General features: G+C 56.7%; 26 protein-coding genes and 1 tRNA gene. 7 read left to right on the forward strand and 20 right to left on the reverse strand.

The window, feature by feature from the left end; translation table 11 throughout:
- Window positions 1–297 precede the first annotated feature (297 nt).
- Both L2I46_RS04545 and L2I46_RS04550 read right to left on the reverse strand, forming a co-directional pair.
- Window positions 298–373, reverse strand: a tRNA-Phe gene (locus L2I46_RS04545).
- Window positions 374–478: 105 nt separating this feature from the next.
- On the reverse strand, window positions 479–1192 hold the full coding sequence (locus L2I46_RS04550; protein WP_102002879.1) for a DUF554 domain-containing protein: 714 nt from the start codon (window positions 1190–1192) through the stop codon (window positions 479–481).
- Window positions 1193–1611: 419 nt separating this feature from the next.
- On the opposite strand from L2I46_RS04550, the gene L2I46_RS04555 reads away from it, so the two are divergent.
- The gene (locus L2I46_RS04555) at window positions 1612–3750 is read left to right on the forward strand and encodes an ornithine decarboxylase (protein WP_023291006.1); all 2139 of its coding nucleotides are present in this window, start codon (window positions 1612–1614) and stop codon (window positions 3748–3750) included.
- Between the two features lie 43 nt (window positions 3751–3793).
- Here the strand turns inward: L2I46_RS04555 and L2I46_RS04560 are convergent, their stop codons facing one another.
- The 4 genes from L2I46_RS04560 to mutY form a co-directional block, all read right to left on the reverse strand.
- The gene (locus L2I46_RS04560; protein ID WP_102002330.1) at window positions 3794–5047 is read right to left on the reverse strand and encodes a nucleoside permease; all 1254 of its coding nucleotides are present in this window, start codon (window positions 5045–5047) and stop codon (window positions 3794–3796) included.
- A 190-nt stretch (window positions 5048–5237) separates the two neighbouring features.
- Window positions 5238–6320 carry a membrane-bound lytic murein transglycosylase MltC gene (mltC, locus tag L2I46_RS04565; RefSeq protein WP_105490952.1) on the reverse strand — a complete coding sequence of 361 codons (1083 nt, stop codon included), beginning with the start codon at window positions 6318–6320 and terminating at the stop codon, window positions 5238–5240.
- A gap of 48 nt (window positions 6321–6368) precedes the next feature.
- Complete coding sequence (locus L2I46_RS04570) at window positions 6369–6644, reverse strand: oxidative damage protection protein (RefSeq protein WP_004105744.1); 276 nt, start codon at window positions 6642–6644, stop codon at window positions 6369–6371.
- 27 nt (window positions 6645–6671) lie between these two features.
- The gene (gene mutY / locus L2I46_RS04575; protein WP_023291004.1) at window positions 6672–7730 is read right to left on the reverse strand and encodes an A/G-specific adenine glycosylase; all 1059 of its coding nucleotides are present in this window, start codon (window positions 7728–7730) and stop codon (window positions 6672–6674) included.
- 136 nt (window positions 7731–7866) lie between these two features.
- On the opposite strand from mutY, the gene trmB reads away from it, so the two are divergent.
- From trmB to L2I46_RS04595, 4 genes are all read left to right on the forward strand, one after another.
- Window positions 7867–8586, forward strand: coding sequence for a tRNA (guanosine(46)-N7)-methyltransferase TrmB (trmB, locus tag L2I46_RS04580; RefSeq protein ID WP_004205192.1), 720 nt, complete (start codon window positions 7867–7869; stop codon window positions 8584–8586).
- The gene (locus tag L2I46_RS04585; protein WP_023291003.1) at window positions 8586–8912 is read left to right on the forward strand and encodes a YggL family protein; all 327 of its coding nucleotides are present in this window, start codon (window positions 8586–8588) and stop codon (window positions 8910–8912) included. The genes trmB and L2I46_RS04585 overlap by 1 nt, the downstream gene beginning before the upstream one ends.
- Before the next feature lie 50 nt (window positions 8913–8962).
- Window positions 8963–9682, forward strand: coding sequence for a DUF2884 domain-containing protein (locus tag L2I46_RS04590; RefSeq protein WP_032428990.1), 720 nt, complete (start codon window positions 8963–8965; stop codon window positions 9680–9682).
- A gap of 110 nt (window positions 9683–9792) precedes the next feature.
- Complete coding sequence (locus tag L2I46_RS04595; protein WP_236947576.1) at window positions 9793–10800, forward strand: DUF1202 family protein; 1008 nt, start codon at window positions 9793–9795, stop codon at window positions 10798–10800.
- 188 nt (window positions 10801–10988) lie between these two features.
- On the opposite strand, the gene L2I46_RS04600 is transcribed toward L2I46_RS04595, so the two are convergent.
- From L2I46_RS04600 to L2I46_RS04635, 8 genes are all read right to left on the reverse strand, one after another.
- Window positions 10989–12290 (reverse strand): TRAP transporter large permease, encoded by a 1302-nt coding sequence (locus L2I46_RS04600; protein WP_032454052.1) that lies wholly within the window; start codon window positions 12288–12290, stop codon window positions 10989–10991.
- Window positions 12291–12299: 9 nt separating this feature from the next.
- Window positions 12300–12791 carry a TRAP transporter small permease gene (locus L2I46_RS04605; protein ID WP_072420608.1) on the reverse strand — a complete coding sequence of 164 codons (492 nt, stop codon included), beginning with the start codon at window positions 12789–12791 and terminating at the stop codon, window positions 12300–12302.
- 46 nt (window positions 12792–12837) lie between these two features.
- Window positions 12838–13824: a TRAP transporter substrate-binding protein gene (locus L2I46_RS04610; protein ID WP_236947577.1), complete on the reverse strand. Its 987-nt coding sequence runs from the start codon at window positions 13822–13824 to the stop codon at window positions 12838–12840.
- A gap of 304 nt (window positions 13825–14128) precedes the next feature.
- Window positions 14129–15265, reverse strand: a complete 1137-nt coding sequence (gene hemW / locus L2I46_RS04615; protein WP_236947578.1) for a radical SAM family heme chaperone HemW — start codon at window positions 15263–15265, stop codon at window positions 14129–14131.
- Window positions 15258–15851, reverse strand: coding sequence for an XTP/dITP diphosphatase (locus tag L2I46_RS04620; protein WP_023290995.1), 594 nt, complete (start codon window positions 15849–15851; stop codon window positions 15258–15260). Before L2I46_RS04620 ends, hemW begins: the two co-directional genes overlap by 8 nt.
- A gap of 12 nt (window positions 15852–15863) precedes the next feature.
- Window positions 15864–16154, reverse strand: coding sequence for a DUF167 family protein YggU (gene yggU / locus L2I46_RS04625; protein ID WP_004205183.1), 291 nt, complete (start codon window positions 16152–16154; stop codon window positions 15864–15866).
- Complete coding sequence (locus L2I46_RS04630; protein ID WP_002916613.1) at window positions 16151–16717, reverse strand: YggT family protein; 567 nt, start codon at window positions 16715–16717, stop codon at window positions 16151–16153. The genes yggU and L2I46_RS04630 overlap by 4 nt, the downstream gene beginning before the upstream one ends.
- A 20-nt stretch (window positions 16718–16737) precedes the next feature.
- Window positions 16738–17439, reverse strand: coding sequence for a YggS family pyridoxal phosphate-dependent enzyme (locus L2I46_RS04635; RefSeq protein ID WP_004205181.1), 702 nt, complete (start codon window positions 17437–17439; stop codon window positions 16738–16740).
- A 16-nt stretch (window positions 17440–17455) separates the two neighbouring features.
- On the opposite strand from L2I46_RS04635, the gene L2I46_RS04640 reads away from it, so the two are divergent.
- Window positions 17456–18436 carry a type IV pilus twitching motility protein PilT gene (locus L2I46_RS04640; RefSeq protein WP_032454049.1) on the forward strand — a complete coding sequence of 327 codons (981 nt, stop codon included), beginning with the start codon at window positions 17456–17458 and terminating at the stop codon, window positions 18434–18436.
- 348 nt (window positions 18437–18784) lie between these two features.
- Complete coding sequence (locus L2I46_RS04645; RefSeq protein ID WP_032454048.1) at window positions 18785–19438, forward strand: LuxR C-terminal-related transcriptional regulator; 654 nt, start codon at window positions 18785–18787, stop codon at window positions 19436–19438.
- Between the two features lie 51 nt (window positions 19439–19489).
- Here L2I46_RS04645 and ruvX read toward each other — a convergent pair whose 3' ends face one another.
- The 6 genes from ruvX to L2I46_RS04675 form a co-directional block, all read right to left on the reverse strand.
- Window positions 19490–19906, reverse strand: coding sequence for a Holliday junction resolvase RuvX (ruvX, locus tag L2I46_RS04650; protein WP_004205178.1), 417 nt, complete (start codon window positions 19904–19906; stop codon window positions 19490–19492).
- Window positions 19906–20469 carry a YqgE/AlgH family protein gene (locus tag L2I46_RS04655; RefSeq protein WP_002916603.1) on the reverse strand — a complete coding sequence of 188 codons (564 nt, stop codon included), beginning with the start codon at window positions 20467–20469 and terminating at the stop codon, window positions 19906–19908. The genes ruvX and L2I46_RS04655 overlap by 1 nt, the downstream gene beginning before the upstream one ends.
- Before the next feature lie 174 nt (window positions 20470–20643).
- Window positions 20644–21594 carry a glutathione synthase gene (gshB, locus tag L2I46_RS04660; RefSeq protein ID WP_004205176.1) on the reverse strand — a complete coding sequence of 317 codons (951 nt, stop codon included), beginning with the start codon at window positions 21592–21594 and terminating at the stop codon, window positions 20644–20646.
- Window positions 21595–21614: 20 nt separating this feature from the next.
- Window positions 21615–22346 (reverse strand): 16S rRNA (uracil(1498)-N(3))-methyltransferase, encoded by a 732-nt coding sequence (gene rsmE, locus L2I46_RS04665; RefSeq protein ID WP_023290991.1) that lies wholly within the window; start codon window positions 22344–22346, stop codon window positions 21615–21617.
- Between the two features lie 91 nt (window positions 22347–22437).
- Window positions 22438–23145 carry a deoxyribonuclease I gene (endA, locus tag L2I46_RS04670; protein ID WP_032454045.1) on the reverse strand — a complete coding sequence of 236 codons (708 nt, stop codon included), beginning with the start codon at window positions 23143–23145 and terminating at the stop codon, window positions 22438–22440.
- A 94-nt stretch (window positions 23146–23239) separates the two neighbouring features.
- On the reverse strand, window positions 23240–23740 hold the full coding sequence (locus L2I46_RS04675; RefSeq protein WP_032428989.1) for a SprT family zinc-dependent metalloprotease: 501 nt from the start codon (window positions 23738–23740) through the stop codon (window positions 23240–23242).
- Between the last annotated feature and the right edge of the window lie 40 nt (window positions 23741–23780).

Below are 23780 nucleotides of genomic sequence, written 5' to 3' on the forward strand. Positions count from 1 at the left end.
CGTTGAACAGCGCGCGTGTCGCGCTGGCCCCGAAGGGGTGAGCCGCTGTGCGGCGAATAATCGAACGGAGTTCGATGAAGAGTCCGGATGCAGAAAAGCAAAAACCCAGCCATAGGCTGGGTTCTCTGAATAAGTGGTGCCCGGACTCGGACTAACGCCGCAGGCGTTGAACAGCGCGCGTGTCGCGCTGGCCCCGAAGGGGTGAGCCGCTGTGCGGCGAATAATCGAACGGAGTTCGATGGAGAGTCCGGATGCAGAAAAGCAAAAACCCGCCTTTTGGGCGGGTTCTTTAAATAGTGGTGCCCGGACTCGGAATCGAACCAAGGACACGGGGATTTTCAATCCCCTGCTCTACCGACTGAGCTATCCGGGCAACGGGGCGCATTAAACCGTAATCGCCGCGCCTCGTCAACGAAATTTATCTGTTTTGCAGCAGACTGAACAATCTATCACCACATTGCGCTAAAAGCACGCGTCTTCAGGCAAAAAACAGCGTCCAGGCCGCTGAAATCGGCATCGCCAGCACCAGCGCAGGCAGCATATTCACCACGGCAAACATTTTTATTCCGCAGATGCGCAGCCCGGTGGCCACCAGCAGCATACCGCCGACGGCGCTGAAATCCGCCAGCATCATCGGCGTGGTGAGCGGCATAATGATCGCCGCGCAGGCCGCGAGAGACAGCTGGATAAGTAGCATCGGTACGCTGATGGCGGCGACGGCAATGCCCAGGGTACAAGCGAAAATGGTGGCGGTGAAAAAATCAAGAAACGCTTTGGCAATCAGAATGCTGGCGTCGCCGGTCATCCCTTCGCGCATGGCGCCGAAGACGCCGGTGCCGCTGGCGCAGAACAGGACGATAATCGCCACATAGCTCTGAATATAGGAGTCATGCGCCGAGGCCTTTTTCTTACCCTTCGATGACAGCAACTGCTGAAGCTGACTGACCAGCGTATTTATGCCTTTTTCCATATTGCATATTTCGCCGAGCAGCGTTCCCACCAGGGTCGACAGCACCATCACCGGCAGATTGGCGCATTTAATCACCAGCAAAATACCGATGCCTAATGACGCCAGGCCAAAAATTGAGGTCATGGATGTGCGGATCCGTTCCGGCAACCGCTGGCTGAGTAAGGCGCCTAACACGCCGCCGACCAGCACCGCGCTGGCATTAATAAAAGGTCCTGTAACCACGCTGACTCCTGTTAAATATCCCTGATAACCGACTGATTATGACGTTAACCCGCCGTGAAAGCTTGTGTATCCGTGATATAAGTGCATACGGTTTTCATCTTGCGCCTGTCAGTGAAAGGTGCCATGATTGCGCGAATTTTCTCCTCCCTGATATGAGGCCGCCGATGACGACACTGCCATTACCTCGCCAGCGACGCCGCGCACAGATGCGTGGGCTGCCTCATCTTGCTACGCTTACCCCTTCGTTCACCATGCGGTGAAGGACACGTATGCTCACTGTAGGGCAACAGTAAGATCGGACGCGTCTGCTTTTACTGATGTCCGGCGGTCGGAGCTGAATCCGTCAGACCCGGACACATCGTTGGGCAAGGTTTCCCTTGTCTGAGATTTTTACACTCCCGATACGGGCATTTGCGCTTATGAAATCCATGCACATTGCCGCCAGCTGCGAGCTGGTCACCCGCTTGTCCACCCACCGTCGCGTTGTGGCGCTGGACAGTACCGATTTTACCGATGTGGCGGCAGTCGTCATCACCGCGGCGGACAGTCGCAGCGGTATCCTTGCCCTCCTCAGGCGTAGCGGATTTAACCTGCCGGTCTACCTGCTGAGCGAGACGGCGGTCGATAAGCCGGAGGGGGTACAGGCGGTGATCGCCGGTAAAGATCAGGAGTGGCTCGAGCTGGAAGCGGCGGCCTGCGATTATGAAGCGCGTCTGCTGCCGCCGTTTTTCAATACGCTGACCCAGTACGTCGAAATGGATAACAGCACTTTTGCCTGTCCGGGACACCAGCACGGGGCCTTTTTCAAAAAGCACCCCGCAGGCCGTCAGTTCTATGACTTTTTTGGCGAAAACGTCTTTCGCGCCGATATGTGTAACGCCGACGTAAAATTAGGCGATCTGCTGATCCACGAAGGGTCGGCCAAGCATGCGCAGAAGTTCGCCGCGAAGGTCTTTAATGCGGATAAAACCTACTTCGTCCTTAACGGCACCTCGGCGGCCAACAAAGTTGTGACCAACGCGCTGTTGACCCGCGGCGATCTGGTGCTGTTCGATCGCAACAACCACAAGTCAAATCATCACGGGGCGCTGATTCAGGCGGGGGCGACGCCTGTCTATCTTGAAGCCGCGCGCAATCCGTTCGGCTTTATCGGCGGCATTGACGAGCGTTGCTTTGATGAGCGCTACCTGCGGGATCTCATCCGCGAAGCGGCGCCAGAGAAAGCCACGGCCGCTCGCCCGTTTCGCCTGGCGGTGATCCAGCTCGGGACCTATGACGGCACGGTCTATAACGCCCGCCAGGTGGTCGATAAAATCGGCCACCTCTGCGATTACATCCTGTTCGACTCGGCGTGGGTGGGCTATGAGCAGTTTATCCCGATGATGGCCGACTGTTCGCCGCTACTGCTGGAGCTGACGCCGGACGATCCGGGCATTTTTGTCACCCAGTCCGTACACAAGCAGCAGGCCGGTTTCTCGCAGACGTCGCAGATCCATAAAAAGGATAACCATCTGCGCGGCCAGGCGCGCTTCTGTCCGCACAAACGGCTGAATAACGCCTTTATGCTGCATGCCTCCACCAGCCCGTTTTATCCGCTGTTCGCCGCGCTGGACGTCAACGCCAAAATTCACGAAGGCGAGAGCGGCCGCCGCCTGTGGGCCGAGTGCGTGGCGCTGGGCATCGAGGCGCGCAAAGCGATCATCGCCAACTGTAAGATGATTCAGCCCTTTATTCCGCCGATGGTGGCGGGGCGCCCGTGGCAGGATCACCCGACCGAAGCGATCGCCAGGGAGCGTCGTTTCTTCAGCTTCGAACCGGGCGCGCGCTGGCATGGTTTCGAGGGCTATGCCGACGACCAGTATTTTGTCGACCCGTGCAAGCTGTTGTTGACCACCCCTGGCATCGACGCGGAGAGCGGGGAGTACAGTGAGTTCGGCATCCCGGCGACCATTCTGGCGCATTACCTGCGGGAAAACGGCATCGTGCCGGAGAAGTGCGATCTCAACTCGATTCTGTTCCTGCTGACGCCGGCGGAAAGCGCCGAAAAAATGGCGCAGCTGGTGGCGATGCTGGGGCAGTTTGAACAGCATATTGAAGCGGATACGCCGCTGGCCGATGTGTTGCCGACCATCTACAACAAATATCCGGTGCGCTATCGCGACTATACCCTGCGCGAGTTGTGCCAGGAGATGCACGATCTGTACGTCAGCTTTGACGTGAAGAGCCTGCAAAAAGAGATGTTCCGTAAACGGAGCTTCCCGCGGGTGGTGATGAATCCCCAGGATGCCAACCGCGAATTTATCCGCGGCGACGTGGAGCTGGTGCGTCTGAGCGAGGCGGAGGGCCGCGTCGCGGCGGAAGGGGCGCTGCCGTATCCGCCGGGGGTATTATGCGTGGTGCCCGGTGAGGTCTGGGGGGGCGCTGTGCTGCGCTATTTCCTCGCGCTGGAGGAGGGGGTCAATATGCTGCCGGGCTTCTCGCCGGAGCTGCAGGGAGTCTATAGCGAGACGGATCCGGACGGCATTAAGCGGCTGTATGGCTACGTGTTGAAGGGATAAAAAAACGCCCCGCCGAACAGGCGGGGCGTTTTACTTTTGCCGATCACGCGCTCTGCTGCGCGGCGGTCGGCTGTCTGACGTGTTTGTATTTGAACAGCGCCACGAAGGCAAAAGCCAGCGCCAGCGAATAGCCGGCGAAAATCAGCCACACGCTCTGCCAGTTAGTGATCCCTTCGACGGTAAAGTGCTCCACCACTTTGCCGCTCACCATGCCACCGAGAATACAGCCGAAGCCGTTGGTCATCATCAGGAACATCCCCTGGGCGCTGGCGCGGATTTCCGGGCGCACCTCTTTCTCAACGAACACTGAACCGGAGATGTTGAAGAAGTCGAAGGCGCAACCGTAGACGATCATCGACAGTACCAGCAGCACGGTGCCGAGCGGCGTCGGGTCGCCAAAGGCGAACAGGCCGAAGCGCAGCATCCACGCCACGATACTCATCAGCATGACGTTCTTAATGCCGTAGCGGCTGAGGAAGAACGGGATGGTCAGGATAAACAGGGTCTCGGAGATCTGCGAGATCGACATCAGCACCGAGGCGTGTTCGACGATAAAGCTGCCGGCAAACAGCGGATCTTTATCGAAGCTGTGCAGGAAGGTATTACCGAACATGTTGGTGATTTGCAGCTCGGCGCCGAGCATCATTGAGAAGATAAAGAAGATTGCCATGCGCTTGTTTTTAAACAGCGCGAAAGCGTTAAGCCCCAGCATCTCCGTCCAGCTTTGATTACGCTGGGCGTTAGCCACCGGGATCGTCGGCAGCGTCAGGGTGAACAGCGCCAGCAATACCGACAACGTCGCACCGATGTACAACTGCATATGGCTCAGCTCAAAGCCGGAGAAGCTGACGCCCCACATGGCGAAGATAAAGCCGATAGTGCCCCAGATACGGATCGGCGGAAAATCGGTAACGATATCCAGCCCCGCAGACTGCAGGCGATAGTAAGAGATGGTGTTAATCAGCCCCAGCGTCGGCATATAGGCCAGCGAGTTAAGCAGGATCACGAGGAACATTTCGCCCGGCGTGGTGACCTGCGCCGCCAGATACAGCGTCAGCGCACCCACCAGGTGACAAACGGCATACACCCATTTGGCGCTAATCCACTTGTCGGCGACGATGCCGAGCAGCGTCGGCATCAGCACCGCGGCGATACCGAGCGAGCTATAAACCGCGCCGATTGCTGCGCCGTCAAACTTCAGGGTGACAAACATGTATGAGCCAAGCGTGGTAAGCCAGCTCCCCCAAAGACAGAACTGCAGGAACGACAGTATTTTGAGCTGCAGCTTAAGATTCATGTAGTTATCCTCACGAATGTGGGCTTGTTATGTTTTTTAAATAACATTAAACCCGTTATTTTGATGCGATTCTATCATTCGCCAACCGAAGGCTTCTGTTAACTGCCGCAGAAAACCGAAAGATATTGCACCGTATGGCGCAGAAAAAACGCGGCCTCAGCGCGGGGCTGAGGCCGGTGTCAGGAGGGGGTTATTTACGGCGGTAGCTTTTCTGCGCTGTGTTAACTTTATACAGATAGCGGCGCGATTCCGCCGACGGATGGCGGGTGGTCAGGGTCTGGTAGACGTCCCCTGGCGCCATGCTGTTGATGATATTGGCCGCCTGGACTTTATCGCTGGAGAAGACCCGCAGCACGCTGCCGGCGCCGCCGTTATAGGCGGTGATCACCGCGTAGCGACGCGAGGTGGGGTTATCGATGCCGGCGAGGTAGACATTGTTCAGCATCGCCAGGTAGGCGGTACCGGTGTCAATGTTATTCGCCGGGTCGAACAGATAGCTGCGGCTTGGCAGGCCCGATTTACCCTGGGAACGGAAGACGTCTCTGCCGGCGCTGTGCTGGACCACCTGCATCAGCCCCATGGCGTCGGCATGGCTGACCGCATAAGGGTTAAAGGAGGATTCGGTCTGCATAATCGCGAGGATCAGCGACTCATCAACCCCATACTTACGCGAGGCCTGACGCACCATGCCGAGGTATTTATGCGCACGTTTGTCGAGGTGGTTCGGCACCAGGTTGATGGTGATGCTGTAGATCACGCGCAGGCCGTTGTTGCGGCTCTTCAGGCGGGTTTGCAGCAGATAGTCGGCAAAGCGCGCGGCGCGCCACTCCCAGCGAATCGATACCCCGGTGTTATCCACCACCTGGCCATAGAGGAACGGCTCTTTGGAGATCTGAATGTCATCGACATCGGAATAGAGGTCGATGGAGTTGGGGTCATCGCCCATCAGCAGGGTTTTGACGATCGCCTGGCGCAGTCGTCCGCGCGGATCGGTGCCGGCGATGGTCTCGACGGTGATTGTCCCTTCATCGAAGTTGATGTGGCTGCGGGTTTGATACTGGTCGGTGTATTTGACGTAGTCCTTCGGCCCGGCGAGCAGGACTTCGTTGTACCCCCAAATGTTCTCGATGTTGTGGGCAAACTGGCCCATCAGGATATCAAAACCGTTGGTATCCTTGACCCAGGCCTCGTTGTATTCGGCGCCTTTTTTATTGGAGCTGGAACACGAAACGAGCAACGGCGCAATCAGCGCGAGCGCTAAGTATTTTTTCATCATTCCGGGCGTGCGTGTTGTGTTTGTTTTTAAAAGGCCGCAGGGCCCTTACTGTTTTTCCGGCGGCGTATAGCCTTCGATGTGCACGTCTTTCCCTTCAAACAGGAACTGCACCATCTCCTGCTCCAGCAGCTTGCGGTGCTCCGGGTTCATCATGCTGAGCTTTTTCTCGTTGATCAGCATGGTCTGCTTGTGCTGCCACTGTGCCCAGGCTTCTTTGGAGATTTCGTTGTAAATGCGCTTCCCGAGTTCGCCCGGATACAGCTGAAAATCCTGGCCGTCCGCTTCACGCTGCAGGAAGGTACAAAAAATGGTTCTGCTCATAATCAATCCTCTTTGATAGCCGAAAATTTATACCGGCGTTCCGGCTTTTAACTGTTGCAACAAACGCTCCACGGGGGCCGCCAGACCGACCGACGGCGGCTGCGCTAAGTTATACCAGAGTGCGTTGCCTTCATCCATGCATGCGCCAGATGAGTGCACTGTAAGCCACATCGGCACAATATCCAGATGGAAATGGCTGAAAGTGTGGCGAAAAGCGGTGAGCTGCGTCAGATTATCGGCCTTAATCTGGCGCTGTGCCAGCCACTCGCGCAGGCCCGCTTCGTCGGCAAACTGCGGAAAACAGAACAATCCGCCCCACAGGCCCACCGGCGGACGCTGGGCGAGAAACACCTCGTCGCCGTGCTGCATCAGCAGGAAATAGCCGGTGCGTTCCGGAATGGTCTGCTTCGGTTTTTTGCCCGGATATTCTGCCCATGAATGATTGGCGTAGGCCACGCAGCCGTTGCTCAGCGGGCACAGTTCGCACTTCGGCTTCGATCGGGTGCAGACCATCGCCCCGAGATCCATCATCGCCTGGTTAAAGCGCTCCACGCCCTTCGCCGGCGTGACCGCTTCGCTGATCTCCCACAGCCGTTTTTCCACCTCTTTTTTCCCCGGCCAGCCGCTGACAGCATAGCAGCGGGCGAGCACGCGCTTCACGTTGCCGTCGAGAATCGGATAATGCTGACCGAGCGAAAGGGATAAAATGGCCCCCGCCGTTGAGCGCCCGACGCCGGGAAGCGCCGCCACTTCGTCAAAGGTCTGCGGGAATTCGCCGCCGTGCTGCGCCGCCACCTGCTGCGCCGCTTTGTGTAAGTTGCGCGCCCGCGCGTAGTAACCCAGTCCGGTCCACAGGTGCAGCACCTCATCCAGCGGCGCGTTGGCGAGATCGACCACCGTGGGGAAACGCGCCATAAAGCGTTCAAAATACGGGATAACCGTGGTCACCTGGGTTTGTTGCAACATCACTTCGGAGAGCCATACTTTGTAGGGCGTCTTGGCGATTTGCCAGGGCAGGGTTTTACGCCCGTATTTGTCGTACCAGTCCAGGACCTGGGCTGAAAATTGCGTGGCGAGAAAAGTCAAAGCTACGGCTCCGGGATCGCGATTACAGGGTGGCAGATTGCAGCACAAGGCCGAGTGGCTGTAAACCCTTGCATCCGCCGGGTAACTTTGGATAATGCCCGTTTTCCGAACACTTTCACTAGCAGACCTAACTTTTATGAAAAACGACGTCATCTCTCCGGAATTTGATGAAAACGGCCGTCCGCTGCGCCGTATTCGTAGCTTCGTCCGTCGCCAGGGCCGCCTGACGAAAGGGCAGCAGCATGCGCTGGATAACATTTGGCCGGTGATGGGCGTTGAATTCAACGATGCGCCGCTCGATTTCGCCGCCCTGTTTGGCCGCGAAGCGCCGGTCACCCTCGAAATTGGCTTCGGGATGGGCGCCTCGCTGGTGGCGATGGCAAAAGCCAAACCGGAACAGAATTTCCTCGGCATCGAAGTGCACTCCCCGGGCGTCGGCGCCTGTCTGGCCTCGGCCGAAGAAGAAGGTGTGCAAAACCTGCGCGTGATGTGTCACGATGCGGTGGAAGTGCTGCACACTATGATTCCGGATAACTCGCTGAATATGGTGCAGCTGTTTTTCCCTGACCCGTGGCACAAAGCGCGTCATAATAAACGTCGTATCGTGCAGCCGCCTTTCGCCGAGCTGGTGAAAAGTAAACTGAAGCTCGGCGGCGTCTTCCATATGGCGACCGACTGGGAAGCCTATGCCGTCCATATGCTGGAAGTGATGTCCTCGCTGGAAGGGTACCGTAACCAGTCGGCAAGCAACGATTACGTACCGCGCCCGGAATCGCGCCCGGTAACCAAATTTGAACAGCGTGGCCATCGTCTCGGCCACGGCGTATGGGACTTAATGTTCGAGAGGGTGAAATAATGGCCAAGAATCGTAGCCGTCGTCTGCGGAAAAAAATGCATATCGACGAGTTTCAGGAGTTAGGCTTCTCCGTCGCCTGGCGTTTCCCGGAAGGGACCAGCGAAGAACAGATCGACCAGACGGTCAACGATCTGATCGAAGAGGTGATTGAGCCGAACAAGCTGGCCTTTGACGGCAGCGGCTATCTCTCCTGGGAGGGGCTGATCTGCATGCAGGAGATCGGTAAATGCACCGAAGAGCATCAGGCCATCGTGCGCCAATGGCTGGAAGCGCGTAAGTTAGAGGATGTGCGCACCAGCGAACTTTTTGACGTCTGGTGGGACTAAGTTTGACAAGGGTCGGCAACTGCCGGCCCGTTTTGTCTTAAGGGAGTTTTATGATGCGTAAAACGCTGCTGGCGGTGGCGCTCTCCGTCACCGCTTTGTCTGCCCATGCAGACTACCAGTGTAGCGTCACGCCGCGTGACGATGTGATCCTCACCCCGCAGCAGGTCCAGGTGAAAGGGGAAAATGGCAATCTGGTGATCAAACCGGACGGTAACCTGACCTTTAACGGCAAGGCCTATGCCCTCAGCGCCGCCCAGCGCGAGCAGGCCCAGGATTATCAGGCCGGTCTGCGCAGCAGCCTGCCGTGGATTGACGAAGGCGCGCGTTCGCGAGTCGAAAAAGGCCGCAAGGCGCTGGATAAAATCATTACCGAACAGGTCGGCGCCGACAGCAGTATGCACGGTCGTCTGACTAAGCTGGACGCGCAGCTGAAAGAACAGATGAACCGCATCATTGAGCGCCGCAGCGATGGCCTGACCTTCCACTATAAAGCCATCGACCAGGTGCGCGCCGACGGCCAGCAGCTGGTGAATCAGGCGATGGGCGGCATTCTGCAGGACAGCATTAACGAGATGGGGGCGAAAGCGGTGCTCAAAGGCGGCGGCAACCCGCTGCAGGGCATTCTCGGCAGCCTCGGTGGTCTGCAAACCGCGATTCAGGACGAGTGGAAAAACCAGGAGGCCGATTTCCAGCAGTTTGGTAAAGACGTCTGCAGCCGAGTGGTCTCCCTTGAGGACAGCCGCAAAGCGCTGGTGGGCTCGTTAAAGTAAGTTACATCCCGCTACCTGCGTCCGCAGGTAGCAAAATCAGATTTCATTTATCCTGCCTGCTGTGGCGAACGCCTTATGATGCCTGCTGTATTCATAAAAGGAATTTGCTGATGAAAGAGGCATGGAAAACGCTCACCGTCCTGATGATCGCTTCCCCTTGTTACGTGCTGGCGGATGCCAACACGCCAACAGACGACGTGGTGAAAAAGCAGTTTGCTGAACAGACTGGCGGGATTATGCGCTTGCAACGTGTGACGCTAAAGCAGCTCGACGCCAGGGGAAATCAGGCGACCTATATGCTGGAAGGCGATATGGCCGCCGCGGAAGATCTCTATATTTGCGTCGGCGTCGCAGGAGATTACTTTTTTTATGAGCGAGTCTGGACCAGGGGGCGGCCGGTAAAGTTCTCCGCCATGATGACCGCGGTAGGGACCAAAGACTCCGGCTGGCAGACCGAATTCTTTTCGCTGCAAATGGCGGCGAAGAGGGGCGGGAGAACCTTGAAGGAAATCGGAGGGGATGAAAGTAAAAACCTGATCGTTAATGACCACAAATTTATGGCGCAATTTGCCAAAATTAACGCCAGCTTTGCCGCCAGCAAAGCCACGATGAAGACGTTGCAAGTGCAACAGGATGCGCTGAAAACCGAGATCGCCGCGTTAGAGGAGCAGATTAACCGTTCATGGGGTACGGATGCGAACGGCAAGCCGCTCGATCGCAGCGACGTGCAGCAGGCGATGCTGGAAAAAATGTATGAAGTAGATCGGCAAAACGATCCGCTGAAATTCGAGAATCATTACTACAAAACTATCTATGAACCCGCCCTGACCGCCTGTCAGAAAAAAGCGGTTTGCGATGCCGGGCCGCTGCGCGCCGAGCGCGATGCTGTGCTGAATGAGCAGAAGCGTAACTATTATCGCCAGCATAAAGAGATGAGTGAAAATATCAAAGCGGAGATGGCCGCGCGCGATAAAAAGATAGCGCCTCTGCAGAAGCAAAAAGGCGAACTGAGCGCTCAGCTGATGGCGCTGGAGATACGCTATCGGGATTTGGCTCGCGACGAAAAATACTGGCAGGAGGGGCTGGAGAAGATGCGCCGCGACGGGGTCCTTAAGTAGCCGAATCAGGTTCGGAATGGCCCGGCTGCGCCTGGCGGGTATAGGCTTGTCGGATGACACAATGTTCTGATATTGAAGATTTTTGCCTGACGGGCAGGGCGCTAAGCGCCGCCCGGGCAGAAGCGTTAGCACGGGGGCTAACGCTCGTTTTTCCTCAGGGAGGAGAGCCCCTTCTCCTGGGCAAAACCCTACATCAGCCCCAGCAGCTGTGGAATAAACAGCGAGATCGGCGGGATATAAACAATCATCATCAGCGCGATCAGCAGGGCGGCGTAGAACGGCAGCAACGGTTTGATGAGCTGCTGAATTTTCACCCCTGAAATGGAGCAGCCGACAAACAGCGCGCTGCCTACCGGCGGGGTCAGCAGTCCGATGCACAGGTTAGCGACCATCATGATGCCGAAATGAACCGGGTTCATGCCCAAATCCTCAGCAATGGGCAGAAATATCGGCGTGAAAATCAGCACCGCTGGGGTCATATCCATAAAAATGCCGACGATTAGCAGCACAATATTTATCAACATCAGGATCACCACCGGGTTTTCCGACACCCCCATTAGCGCATCGCTTATCATGTAGGGAATGTCGGCGTTGGTCATCGCCCACGACATGCCCACCGAAAAGCCAATCAGCAGCAGCACAATAGAGGTCATGACTACCGATTCCAGAATCAGCTTCGGCAGATCGCGCCACTTCACTTCCCGATAGATCAGTACCGACAGGATAAAGGTGTAGACCACGGCGATGGCAGAGGCTTCCGTCGCGGTAAAAATGCCGCCAAGGATCCCGCCCATCACAATGATGACCAGCAGCAGGCTGGGCAGGGCGTCGAAAAAGGCCTTTGCCGCCTGGGCGCAGGTCGGCCGTTCGGAAACCGGATAGCCGCGGCGTTTAGCGATGCAGCCGCAGACCAGCATAATAGCCAGGCCCATCAGGATGCCCGGCAAATAGCCGGCCATAAACAGCGAGGCCACCGAGACGCCGCCTGCGGTCAGGGAAAAGACGATCAGGACGTTTGACGGCGGAATAAGCAGACCCGTGATGCAGGATGAGACGTTTACCGCTGTGGAAAAGGTCGGATCGTAGCCTTTCTGCGTCTGAATGGGATTCAGCGTGCCGCCTACCGCCGCGGCGGCGGCGACGGCTGAACCGGAAATCGAGCCGAACATCATATTGGCCAGCACGTTGACGTGGCCCAGAGAGCCCGGCACGCGTCCGACCATCACCTGCGCCAGATTGATTAAACGTATGGCAATCCCGCCGCTGTTCATCAGGGTTCCGGCAAAGATAAAAAAGGGGATGGCCAGCAGCGCGAAGTTATCAAGCCCGTTCGCCAGGCGTTGAGACACGGTAATCACCGCGATATCCCAGGGAAACATCAGCAGCATCGAACCAACGGTAGCGATACCGATGGCGAAGGAGATGGGAACGCCAATAAAAACCAGAATAAAGAAAGCGCCAAACAGCGTCAGTGCAATATAGCTATCCATGAGTGCTCCTTATTCTGCATGTTTGATGTTTTTCAGGCCGTTACTGATAAAACACAATGCGTAAAACATCATCATGATGCCGGTGAGCGGCAGGATCAGATACACGTAGCCCATAGGGATCTGCATCGCGGCTGAGACCTGGGCGGTCGACAGCGTTTTTGCAATCAGTTTTACGCCGCCGGTCACAATCACTGCGCCGGCAAACAGCAGGATCAGCAGGTTAATGATGACGCTGTAAAGCGCCTGCCTGCGGGGAGAGAGCGTCATGGTGAGTAAATCAATCGCCAGATGACGCTGGGCGCCGACGGTATAGGCCGCGCCCAGTAGCCCGACCCAGATCATTAAGAAGCGCGCCAGCTCGTCGGTCAGGGTGCTTGGCTGGTTGAGCACGTAGCGGCTGAATACCTGCCAGACGACGCAGACAACCAGCGCAATCATTACAGCGACAGAGAAGGCGGCGATGGTGCGGTCCACCGCCAGCTTAATGCGGTTAAGTATCATCGTTGATTTCCTGGTGCAAACGGGCCAGCGGCCGGCCCGTTAAAGGTTATTCCGCGGCAGCTTTAAATTTGGCCAGCAGGGCGGCCTGGCTGGGATCTTTTTTAAAGTCATCGTATAGCGGCTGCACGGCGGCGCGGAACGGCGCTTTATCTACTTTGATAATTTCGCCGCCCAGGGCTTTGGCCTGCGCGCGGGTATCGGCATCGATCTTCCGCCACAGCTGTTGCTGATAAATCTCTGAGGCTTTCGCCGCTTTGATCAGAATGTGCTGCTGATCCGGCGTCAGCTTGTCCCAGGTTTTGCTGGAGATAACGAGGAAGTCAGGGATGGAGGCGTGCTCATCTTCAGAGAATACTTTCGCGATTTCGATATGGCGCGTCTGCACCCAGGAGGGAACGTTATTTTCCGCGCCGTCAACCACCCCCTGCTGCATGGCGGTATAAACTTCACCGAAGGAGATGGGGGTCGGGGAACCGCCCATTAATTCGACCATTTTTAACGTTGTCGGACTGGCCTGGACGCGGATCTTCAGTCCTTTTAAATCTTCCGGTTTAGTAATGGGCTTTTTGGCATAAAAGCTTCGCGTCCCGGCGACATAAGCGGAAAGGGCAAAGAATCCTTTCTCTTTCGTCGAGTTCATTATTTCCTTGCCTACCTCGCCGAAGACGACTTTATTGAAGTGATTCTGGTCGTTAAACAGGAAGGGTAAATTATAAATGGCATAAATATTATCGAAAGACTCCAGATCGCTGGCGGAACCTTTGGTCATATCCAGCGCGCCATTTTGTAATAACTCCATGGTCTCGCGCGCGCTGCCCATCTGACTACTGGGGTAAATACGAATCTTCATCTTACCGTCAGAAAGCTGGTTTACCTCTCTGGACATCTCCTCCAGCGCCTGATGCACCACATGGCTGCGCTCAAGGTTATGTGCCAGTTTTAACGTGACTTTTTCAGCCGCGACGGCCCCTGCGGAGAGTAGGGCCAGTAAAGCTATACCTACCAGAGAACGAGAAAAAGGATATTTTTTCATGAGTTGGCTCCATGCACTTGGGATAATTGGTCAATATCTTTAGCATCATGCTTTATTTCTGTATGACATATTATCTTTGTTGTCGTACATCTTTAAGCTACCTGACTCACACTTTCTGGCAATGAGGTAAGGAAATAACCGATCTTATTGCTGGATTGATATTTGGCTTGTATTAATTAATGCAAATTAATTTGAGGGTGGAATATTTAATAAGAATGAGTCGGATATAATAGGGTATATATGGCGGAGGAATCGAGTTATTCCCATTCCCGCACTCTGCCTGGCGGGAATGGGATAACGATATTTATTCGCTAAGGAATAGTTCGAGAAGAGAATTTAAAAACAGCTTTCCATGCTCGGTGATCTGCCAGTTCTGCTCGTCTTCCTGGAGATAGCCCTGAGCTATCGCCGCGTCCAGCTGCGGACGGATCGCCGCTTCATCAAGACCGGTATAACGGCGGAATTCCGCGCGCGGCGCGGCCTCCAGCAGGCGAAAACGGTTCATAAAGAACTCAAACGGTTTATCCGCCTCTTCCACATCATGCTGACGTTCGAGGTAGCGGCCTTCCATATAGCCGCGCGGGTGGCGGGTTTTGGCAGTACGCAGAATGCGCCCGTCCGGGAAGGTTATCTTGCCGTGCGCGCCGCAGCCGATGCCAAGGTAGTCGCCAAAGCGCCAGTAATTGAGATTATGCTGACACTGATAGCCCGGTTTGGCGTAAGCGGAAGTCTCGTACTGCTGGTAGCCGGCGGCGTTCAGCAGCTGATGCCCCTGCTCGAAAATATCCCATAGCGCGTCGTCATCCGGCAGCACCGGCGGCCGGGAGCCGAACAAGGTGTTCGGCTCAATGGTCAGCTGGTACCACGAGAGATGCGGCGGGTTGAGAGCAATGGCCTGACGCAGATCGTCCAGCGCCTCCTCCAGAGACTGGTCCGGCAAACCGTGCATCAGGTCGAGATTGAAACTGCGCAGGCCCAGGCCGCTGGCGAGGCGTGCCGCGCGTTTGGCCTCTTCCGGGCCGTGGATCCGCCCCAGCCGCTGCAGCTTCGGTTCGCTAAAGCTTTGTACGCCGATGGAGATGCGATTCACCCCGGCGCGCTGGTAATCAACGAAGCGATCGGCCTCCACGGCGCCCGGGTTGGCTTCCATGGTGATTTCCGCCCCGGCGGCCAGCGGCAGGCAGGTGCGGACGCCATCGAGCAGGGTTTGCATGGCCGGGCCGGACAGCAGGCTCGGCGTACCGCCGCCGATAAAAATGGTGCCTATTTCCCGTCCCTGGGCATACTGCGCATCGGCCCGCAGATCGTTCAGCAGATGCTGGACGTAGTCATCGTGCGGCACTTCGCCTTTCAGCGCATGCGAATTAAAGTCGCAGTACGGGCATTTCTGCACGCACCAGGGAATATGGATATAGAGACTCAGCGGCGGCAAATTAGCCATTACGTAATGCTTCCAGTAACAATTTCAGCGCTTGCCCGCGATGGGAAATGGCGCTCTTTTCTTCACGGCTCAGTTCGGCCGCGGTTTTTCCTTCTGACGGGACGAAGAAGATCGGGTCGTAGCCGAAACCGCCCTGACCCGCGGCTTTCCGGGCGATCACCCCAGGCCAGCTGCCGTGGCACACCAGCGGCGTGGGATCCTCGGCATGGCGCAGATAGACCAGTACGCAGTGGAATTGCGCCTGGCGCTGGTCGTCCGGCACGTCCTGCAGGGCGTCGAGCAGTTTCTCAAGGTTCTGCTGGTCGCTGGCGTCGACGCCGGCATAGCGGGCGGAGTAGATGCCCGGCGCGCCGCCCAGGGCATCGACGGCCAGACCGGAATCGTCGGCGATAGCCGGCAGGCCGGTGATCTGCGCCGCATGACGCGCCTTCAGAATCGCGTTTTCAATAAAGGTCAGGCCGGTCTCTTCCGCAGACTCGACGCCCAGCTCGGTCTGAGCGACGATATCGAGACCAAAATCTTCCAGCAGCGAGGCCAGTTCGCGCACTTTACCGGCGTTGCCGGTAGCGAGGACGACTTTTTGCATGATGAATCCTGTTTATTCAGTTAGCGCCGCGACCGCAGTCGGGATCTGTTGTGGGGCGATGATTTTAACTTGCTTATGGCGGCCCAGCTCGCCTTTTTCAATCAGTACCTGGCTTTTGGCGACGCGGAACTGTTTGGCGAGAAATTTCACCAGATGGGCATTGGCCTGGCCATCAACGGGCGGGGCGGTAATGGCGACTTTGAGCTCGTCGCCATGCACGCCCACGATGCTGTCGCGGCTGGCCTTCGGCTGAATATACAGCCTCAGCACCAGCCCGTCAGCGCAGCTTTCAACGGCACTCATAGCGCCATCCACAGCCCCGGCAGCAGTACGTTACCGGTGGCCTGCAGCACCTCGGCGATACCCATATTGATCACGTACAGCAGCAGCACCAGCACCATCGGTGAGAAATCGATACCGCCCATCGACGGCAGCAGGTTGCGGATAGGGCGCAGCAGCGGGTCCGCCAGCTGCATCAGCACATACTCCACCGGGCTGCGTCCCTGGCTGACCCAGCTCATGATCGCCATCAGCAGGAGCACCCAGAAGATCAGCGAGCCGATGGTTTTCAGCAGAATAAGCAGAGCGGAGATCCAGATGATCGGCTGGAAGGTGATCACCATAAACAGTACGATCGCTTTGATGACGCAGAGGATGAATGCCACCAGCAGCGAGGCGCTGTCAATCGGCCCCATTGCCGGGATAATCCGGCGCAGCGGCCCGACAATCGGCTGCGTGGCCTTTACCACAAACTGCGAAAACGGGTTGTAAAAGTCGCAGCGCGCCCACTGCATCCAGACGCGTAACAACACGACCATCGTGTAAAGCTCAATGACCGTTGAAAGCAGGAAAGTCAACGTCTTCATGGCGTTCCTCAGATTCCTTATTATTTGCTGTAGTCGCGCGCACCAAAAATGGCCGTGCCGATGCGCACCATTGTGCTTCCCGCCGCGATAGCGGCTTCCATATCGTCCGACATTCCCAGAGACAACGTATCGACCGTGGGGTACCGCGTTTTTAACCGCGCAAATGCTACCGCCATTTGCTGGGCGACGGCAAACTGCCTTACATATTCTGACTCAGGCGCGGGGATCGCCATCAGGCCGCGCAGCTCCAGATGAGGTAACTCAGCGATCTCCGCCGCCAAGGCATCGAGCGCTTCCAGCGGGATGCCGGATTTACTCTGCTCATCGCTAATGTTGATTTGAATCAGTACCTTCAGCGGCGGCAAATGCGCCGGGCGCTGCTCGTTCAGGCGGGTGGCGATTTTCAACCGATCGACGGTGTGGCACCAGTCAAAATGTTCGGCCACCAGCCGGCTTTTGTTGGACTGCAGGGGGCCAATAAAGTGCCACTGCAGACCGCTGACGCCTGCCTGCTGGAAATGGTTAATCTTCTCCACGCCCTCCTGGACGTAGTTTTCACCAAATGCCCGCTGGCCTGCCGCGATGGCTTCTTCGATCGCGCTCGCAGGTTTCGTTTTACTCACTGCAAGCAATGTCACTTCTTCTGGCGCACGCCCGCAACGGGCGGCGGCACCGGAGATTTTGTCCCGGACCTGTGCCAGGTTATGCGCAATATCGTTCATATTCCGAGGATGAGTTATGAAGCTGGAAGAAATCGTAGCCCTTAGTGTAAAGCATAATGTCTCCGATCTACACCTGTGCAATTCCGCCGCACCGCGCTGGCGGCGGCAGGGCAAGCTGGAGGCCGCTCCCTTTCCCGCGCCGGATATCGCGGATTTACTCAACGACTGGCTCGATGCCGCACAGTTCCAGCACTGGCAGGAGCACGGCCAGATTGACTTTGCGCTGACTCTGGCCTGCGGTTCGCGGCTACGCGCCAGCGCTTTCGCCCATACGCGCGGAATATCGCTGGTGCTGCGCCTGCTGCCCGTCCAGTGCCCGCGTCTGGAGACGCTGGGCGCGCCGCCTGCGCTAAGCGAACTACTGGCGGAAGAGAGTGGCTTGCTGCTGGTCACCGGGGCGACGGGCAGCGGCAAGTCGACTACCCTGGCGGCGATGGTCGGGCATCTCAACCAGCATCTTGATGGCCATATTCTGACGCTGGAGGATCCGGTGGAGTTTATTCATCACAGCGAGCGCTGCCTGATCCAGCAGCGGGAGATTGGCCGTCACTGTCCTTCGTTCTCCGCGGCGCTTCGGGTGGCGCTGCGCCAGGATCCGGATGTGATCCTGCTTGGGGAGTTACGCGACAGCGAAACCATCCGTCTGGCGTTGACGGCTGCGGAAACCGGGCATCTGGTGATGGCGACATTACACACCCGCGGCGCGGCGCCGGCGGTGGAGAGATTGATCGATGTCTTTCCGGCAGAGGAGAAAGATCAGGTTCGGAGTCAGCTGGCCGGAAGCCTGTGCGCGGTGCTGGCGCAAAAATTATTACCCGCACGTCAGGGCGGTAGAGTTGCGCTATACGAGCTTCTGGTCAATACGCCGGCGGTGGCGAATTTGATCCGCGAAGGAAAAGTGCACCAGCTGCCCGGTGTTATGCAGACCGGGATGCAGGCCGGAATGCTGACATTTACCCAGAGTTTTCAGCAACGTGTGGCCACAGGCCAGCTGTAAGGGGGGCGTGAAGCGGGTTGGGTGGTTAAAATGATGTGTTAACTGAATGTTTAAATACTGTTTCTGGATATTATTTGATAATACAAATAATCTTTCTGAATAAATTCAAATAAGACATTCAGCTGAGATATTTCGACAGTGAATACGCATTTCCAGGAAAAAAGTTTGATTACCTTTTGACAGCTTTGCGGTATTCGATTTATGCTGTTTACGGGAATAGGATGATTCTCATGGAATAACGTTTCAATTTGTAAATTGCTAAGGCTATTTATAAATTCATGACTGATTGTATATTTTTTTATTCATTTAACCACCATGACGGTGGATAGCAGCTAAGGAGAGTTTTAAGTGATTAATTTAAATGGAAATTCATCATCTTCTCGTCAGGTTACATTTATTACCCACCCGTCAATCCAGAGTAAAGCCTTTGCCAGCTATCTCAGCGAAACCCTGATGGCACCGGTAGTTTTACAAAATATTAATAAACCGCTGGCGCAGCGACTGGCGAAGGACTCTGTAATATTATTTGATATCGCCGTTTCAAATAAGAAATTAAACGGGGTGTGGCGAGATATTATTCGGCTGCAGTCAGATAATCCCCGCTTGCTGATTATCAACAGCGCGCAAAAGTATGAGTTATACGAAATGGCGCAGTGGCCGGCTTTATATGGCGTGTTCCGCCATGACGATGATGAATCGCGCTTAATTGAGGGCGTCAAGGCCGTGCTGAACGGCGAACAGACGGCTGAATTGAGCGTGATGCACCCGGCGATGTACGCTGCGGACCATACATCGGCGCCGGTTGAAAACTCGCCGCTGACCGAACGAGAATGCGAGATCCTCAACGAACTGCGCTGCGGCGCGACCAACCTGGATATTGCCCGCGCGCTGTTTATCAGCGAGAACACGGTGCGGACGCACCTGTATAACGTGTTCCGTAAGCTGAGCGTTAAGAATCGCACCCAGGCGGTGAGCTGGGCTAACGAACATCTGCGCCACTAGGCGGGAGGATCTGCGCCGTTAGCGGTTCGCCGGCGGCGCAGAAGACAGAGCTTAAAAGCTCTGCTCGAAGTAGCTTTCCAGAATGACCACCGCAGAGGCCGAATCGACGCTGCCTTTATTCAGCGCCCGATAGCCGCCGTGTTCGAACAGGCCCGCCCGGGCCTCAACCGTACTCAGACGTTCATCGTGGAGAAGGATCGCGACGCCAAAGCGGCCATGAATTTTATTGGCGAAATTACGTGCGCGCGCCGTCAGCGGTTGCTCGGTGCCGTCCATATTCAGCGGCAGGCCGACGATCACCGCCTCAGGCTGCCACTCCTTAAGCAGTTTTTCGATGATATTCCAGTCCGGTTTACCGTCCTGCGCCTTCAGCGCCGGCAGTGGCCGGGCGGTGGCGGTGATGCGTTGCCCCACCGCCACACCGATGCTTTTCGTCCCGAAATCAAAGCCGAGAAAGGTTCCGCTCATCATGCATGCCCCGCGACGCCTGGCATCGTCACGATGTCGATGCCAATCAGTTTAGCCGCCTCGCGCCAGCGATCGGCGATGGGCGTACGGAAAAGAATATTCTGGTCCGCCGGGGCGGTGAGCCAGGCATTATCTAAAATCTCCTGCTCCAGCTGCCCTTTCTCCCACGAGGAGTAGCCCAGCGCAACCAGCACGTTGCCCGGCTGCCGGTCGGTGCCTAAGGTTTCGAGGACATCCCGCGAGGTGGTGATCACCGTGTTATCCGAGATACGGATGCTTGAGGAAAAGTCAGAGGGCGGGGTATGTAAAATAAAGCCGCGGTCTTCCGCCAGCGGGCCGCCCAGCATCACCGGTTTATCCAGGCGGATCTCCGGATTACGCGGCTCCGGGACAATTTTGAGCTTCTCAAGGATCCCTTCCACCTGCAGATTTTCCAGCGGCTTATTGATAATAATGCCCATGGCACCCTCGTCGTTATACTCGCAGATATAGACCACGGAGCGGCGGAAAATGGGGTCCTGAAGCGCAGGCATGGCAATCAGAAAGTGATGCTGTAAATTCATTGTCAGAGGTTCTGTTCCTGGTTCAAAAAGCAACACCCAGTATGCGGGCAAAGTAGAATGGTGTCGATGCACTTTATCTGGCAGGCGCCTGAGCGGCGCCTGGCTGGAAGGGTTTCACCAGCGCGGCGATCCGCGCTCGCTGTGCCCTGAGCGGACGTTCGTCCGCCGTAGTGCTTATCGGGCGAGACGTCTTTCGATAGCGTCCATCAGCATGCCGGTGATCGAAATATCCGGGAAGGCGGCTTCGATCTCACGTACGCAGGTGGGGCTGGTGACGTTAATTTCCGTCAGACGGTCACCGATGATATCCAGGCCGACGAAGATAAGACCTTTGGCCTTCAGCGTCGGGCCGACGCGGCGGGCGATGTCCCAGTCGCTTTCGGTTAGCGGGCGAGCTTCGCCGCGGCCGCCGGCGGCCAGATTGCCGCGGGTCTCGCCGCCCTGCGGAATGCGCGCCAGGCAGTAAGGCACCGGCTCGCCATCCACCACCAGCACGCGCTTGTCGCCATCTTTAATGGCTGGCAGATAGTTCTGCGCCATGCAGTAGCGGCTGCCCAGCTCGGTCAGCGTCTCGGCGATCACCCCAAGGTTCGGATCGCCGGCTTTGACGCGGAAAATAGAGGCGCCGCCCATGCCGTCGAGCGGCTTCATGATGATATCGCCGTGCTTTTCCCAGAAGGCTTTCAGCTGGGCTTTATTACGGGTGACCAGCGTTTCCGGGGTCAGCTCGGAGAACCAGGCGGTGAACAGCTTCTCGTTACAGTCGCGCAGGCTCTGCGGCTTGTTGACGATAAGCGTGCCTTTCTCTTCCGCTCGCTCCAGAATATAGGTCGCATAAATAAATTCGGTATCAAACGGCGGATCCTTACGCATCAGAATGACGTCAAGATCCGCCAGCGGCAGGTCCTGTTCGCCGGTGAAGTCATACCATTTGTCGTAGTTCTGTTCGACGCTCAGCGTGCGCGTCCGGGCGCGGGCTTCGCCGTTGATCAAATAGAGGTCGTTCATCTCCATGTAATGGAGTTCATAGCCGCGACGCTGCGCCTCCAGCAACATAGCGAAGCTGGTGTCTTTCTTGATGTTGATGGTTGCGATGGGATCCATCACGATGCCGAGCTTGATCATGGTTCTTCTCCGTTAACGCCTCAACCTAAGTCGCCAAAACGCACCTGCAGGGCGGTGATGGCGGTGAGCGCAGTAGTCTCTGTACGCAGAACGCGCGGTCCCAACAGGATATCAGTAAACTGGTATTTCGCGGTCATCGCTATCTCTTCAGCCGACAGCCCGCCTTCCGGGCCAATCAGCAGACGGACGCGTTCAACCGGCAGCGGCAGCGTGTTAATGCTGGCGCTGGCGCGCGGGTGCAGGTTGAGCTTCAGCCCGCTGTCCTGCTCGGCGCACCACTCCTCCAGCTGCATCGCCGGACGAATTTCCGGTACCACGTTACGACCGCTCTGTTCGCAGGCGGCAATAGCGATTTTCTGCCACTGCTGGATCTTTTTCTGCAAACGTTCGGCGTCCAGTTTAACGCCGCAGCGCTCGGAAAACAGTGGCGTTATGAGGCTTACCCCGAGTTCGATCGATTTCTGGATGGTGAATTCCATTTTTTCGCCGCGGGACATCACCTGGCCTAAATGGATATGCAGCGGCGATTCCCGATCGTCGGGTTCGCCACTGAGGACTTCAACCGCGACGTTTTTCTTACCGGCCTCGGTGATGACGGCGTCAAACACCTGGTTACTGCCGTCGAAGAGCTGAAGGTGCTGACCAGCGGTCATGCGCAGGACGCGGCCGACGTGGTTGGCCGCGTCATCGCTCAACGCGATCAGGCTGCCGACAATGAGGCGTTCTGGATGATGGATGCGAGGAATGCGCATGCTTGATATTCCGTTCTTTGCGCAGATGCCAGCTTCCCGCCATTGGGCGGGAAGCACAGGGCTGCAAATTAACAATTGCCGCTAGTGTAGGTTAGCTCTTTTGCGCCTGGCAAGCCTGCAGGACATACGGATTATGGTTGCCCTGTACTTTCGCGATGCGTTCATCGCGTTCACACTCCCAGGCGGTGACCGGGTACTGTTTATTCCAGGCGGTAAACAGCTGAGTTTGCTGGCGGGAAAGATTCAGCTGGTAGCGGTCGCGCATATAGAAGTAGGTGCGGGCGATGGCGCCGCGTGCGCGGGCAGGGGGCTCGGCGATTTTATCTTTAAAATCGACCTTCATGGTGCACTGGCCGTACTGGCCTTCACCGCCGTTCCACTGGCTGTACATAAAGTTGCCGCGATCGCCATTCACTTCTCCCACCGCCGGCTGCAGATTGTGCATGTCGCTTTCCATCTTGCGGTACTCCGGATCTTTGGCGCAGTTTTTACGTCCACCCTCCTGCCAGCACTGGCGCTGATGGCCGAACTGCCACGCCGGCACCACGTGTTCCCATTCAACCCGGCTGGCGCGGTTCTCATTTTTACGCACTTTATAGCCGCAAGATTCCAGATCGATAACGCCTTTTTTACCCTGCCAGTCAATTTTACAGCCGCAGTAAAAGTCGCCGGGAACGTCGGCGTTTACTTTGACGCCAGCGGCCTTGGCCTGGGAAAAACTGGTAATTTCGGCGGCCGCAAGCGGGCCACTCACTGCCGTGCACAATACTGCAACGGCTAAAACATGCATACGGGACATCGTTCACTCCGTGTCAAAACGAGCCCGCAACGTAGCGAATGAGGGTGCCGGATGCAATCAGTCAGATCAGAAAGTTTCTAATTAATTCCAATGGTTATTTTTCAGCCACCAGCAGATCGCCGCAGCGCACGCAGCGGTAAGTGGCTTCGCCGCGCACCACCCGGTTATGGCGACGAACGGTGAGCTGATGCTGCTGGCAGCGGCAGCGGTAGGGGAAGGTATTCTGGCGGACCGAATCAAGTTCAAAACGGTGGGTGCGACGCGCGGGAACGCCCAGGACGCTCTCCATCATCCATTTCCACTCTTTGCCGTGCGGGGCTACCCGGCCAAAGTGTTGCCACACCAGCAGGTGCGCCAGCTCATGGGGCACCACTTCATCGATAAACTCCTGCTGATTCTCCAGCAGCAGCACCGGGTTTAAACGAATTTCGTTTTTCTCCAGCCAGGCGGTGCCGGCGGAGGTACCGCGCTGCTGGTAGACCAGTGTCGGCTCCGCGTAGCGGCGTTCCAGCTTGAGGTTCGCTTTGGCGAGATGCTCCCGCAGGCTGCGCATCACGGCCTGCTGAATAGCGATGGGAATACGGGGTGTTTTCATAGCGCCAGAGGATAGTGCGGCGGAGGGGGGAGAGCAAGAG

Source organism: Klebsiella sp. 2019SCSN059 (assembly GCF_021739525.1).
GTDB lineage: Bacteria > Pseudomonadota > Gammaproteobacteria > Enterobacterales > Enterobacteriaceae > Klebsiella > Klebsiella quasipneumoniae.

Excerpts from the sequence above, each read along its gene's own strand:
- trmB (WP_004205192.1), top strand. The coding sequence starts at position 7,867 with ATGAAAAACGACGTCATCTCTCCGGAATTTGATGAAAACGGCCGTCCG.
- gshB (WP_004205176.1), bottom strand. The coding sequence starts at position 21,594 with ATGATCAAGCTCGGCATCGTGATGGATCCCATCGCAACCATCAACATC.
- L2I46_RS04620 (WP_023290995.1), bottom strand. The coding sequence starts at position 15,851 with ATGCAAAAAGTCGTCCTCGCTACCGGCAACGCCGGTAAAGTGCGCGAA.
- L2I46_RS04590 (WP_032428990.1), top strand. The coding sequence starts at position 8,963 with ATGATGCGTAAAACGCTGCTGGCGGTGGCGCTCTCCGTCACCGCTTTG.
- L2I46_RS04585 (WP_023291003.1), top strand. The coding sequence starts at position 8,586 with ATGGCCAAGAATCGTAGCCGTCGTCTGCGGAAAAAAATGCATATCGAC.
- L2I46_RS04630 (WP_002916613.1), bottom strand. The coding sequence starts at position 16,717 with ATGAAGACGTTGACTTTCCTGCTTTCAACGGTCATTGAGCTTTACACG.
- yggU (WP_004205183.1), bottom strand. The coding sequence starts at position 16,154 with ATGAGTGCCGTTGAAAGCTGCGCTGACGGGCTGGTGCTGAGGCTGTAT.
- L2I46_RS04605 (WP_072420608.1), bottom strand. The coding sequence starts at position 12,791 with ATGATACTTAACCGCATTAAGCTGGCGGTGGACCGCACCATCGCCGCC.
- L2I46_RS04640 (WP_032454049.1), top strand. The coding sequence starts at position 17,456 with ATGAAGCTGGAAGAAATCGTAGCCCTTAGTGTAAAGCATAATGTCTCC.
- L2I46_RS04675 (WP_032428989.1), bottom strand. The coding sequence starts at position 23,740 with ATGAAAACACCCCGTATTCCCATCGCTATTCAGCAGGCCGTGATGCGC.
- rsmE (WP_023290991.1), bottom strand. The coding sequence starts at position 22,346 with ATGCGCATTCCTCGCATCCATCATCCAGAACGCCTCATTGTCGGCAGC.
- L2I46_RS04610 (WP_236947577.1), bottom strand. The coding sequence starts at position 13,824 with ATGAAAAAATATCCTTTTTCTCGTTCTCTGGTAGGTATAGCTTTACTG.
- L2I46_RS04570 (WP_004105744.1), bottom strand. The coding sequence starts at position 6,644 with ATGAGCAGAACCATTTTTTGTACCTTCCTGCAGCGTGAAGCGGACGGC.
- mltC (WP_105490952.1), bottom strand. The coding sequence starts at position 6,320 with ATGAAAAAATACTTAGCGCTCGCGCTGATTGCGCCGTTGCTCGTTTCG.
- hemW (WP_236947578.1), bottom strand. The coding sequence starts at position 15,265 with ATGGCTAATTTGCCGCCGCTGAGTCTCTATATCCATATTCCCTGGTGC.
- L2I46_RS04555 (WP_023291006.1), top strand. The coding sequence starts at position 1,612 with ATGAAATCCATGCACATTGCCGCCAGCTGCGAGCTGGTCACCCGCTTG.
- L2I46_RS04635 (WP_004205181.1), bottom strand. The coding sequence starts at position 17,439 with ATGAACGATATTGCGCATAACCTGGCACAGGTCCGGGACAAAATCTCC.
- L2I46_RS04655 (WP_002916603.1), bottom strand. The coding sequence starts at position 20,469 with ATGAATTTACAGCATCACTTTCTGATTGCCATGCCTGCGCTTCAGGAC.
- L2I46_RS04600 (WP_032454052.1), bottom strand. The coding sequence starts at position 12,290 with ATGGATAGCTATATTGCACTGACGCTGTTTGGCGCTTTCTTTATTCTG.
- L2I46_RS04560 (WP_102002330.1), bottom strand. The coding sequence starts at position 5,047 with ATGAATCTTAAGCTGCAGCTCAAAATACTGTCGTTCCTGCAGTTCTGT.
- endA (WP_032454045.1), bottom strand. The coding sequence starts at position 23,145 with ATGTCCCGTATGCATGTTTTAGCCGTTGCAGTATTGTGCACGGCAGTG.
- ruvX (WP_004205178.1), bottom strand. The coding sequence starts at position 19,906 with ATGAGCGGAACCTTTCTCGGCTTTGATTTCGGGACGAAAAGCATCGGT.
- L2I46_RS04595 (WP_236947576.1), top strand. The coding sequence starts at position 9,793 with ATGAAAGAGGCATGGAAAACGCTCACCGTCCTGATGATCGCTTCCCCT.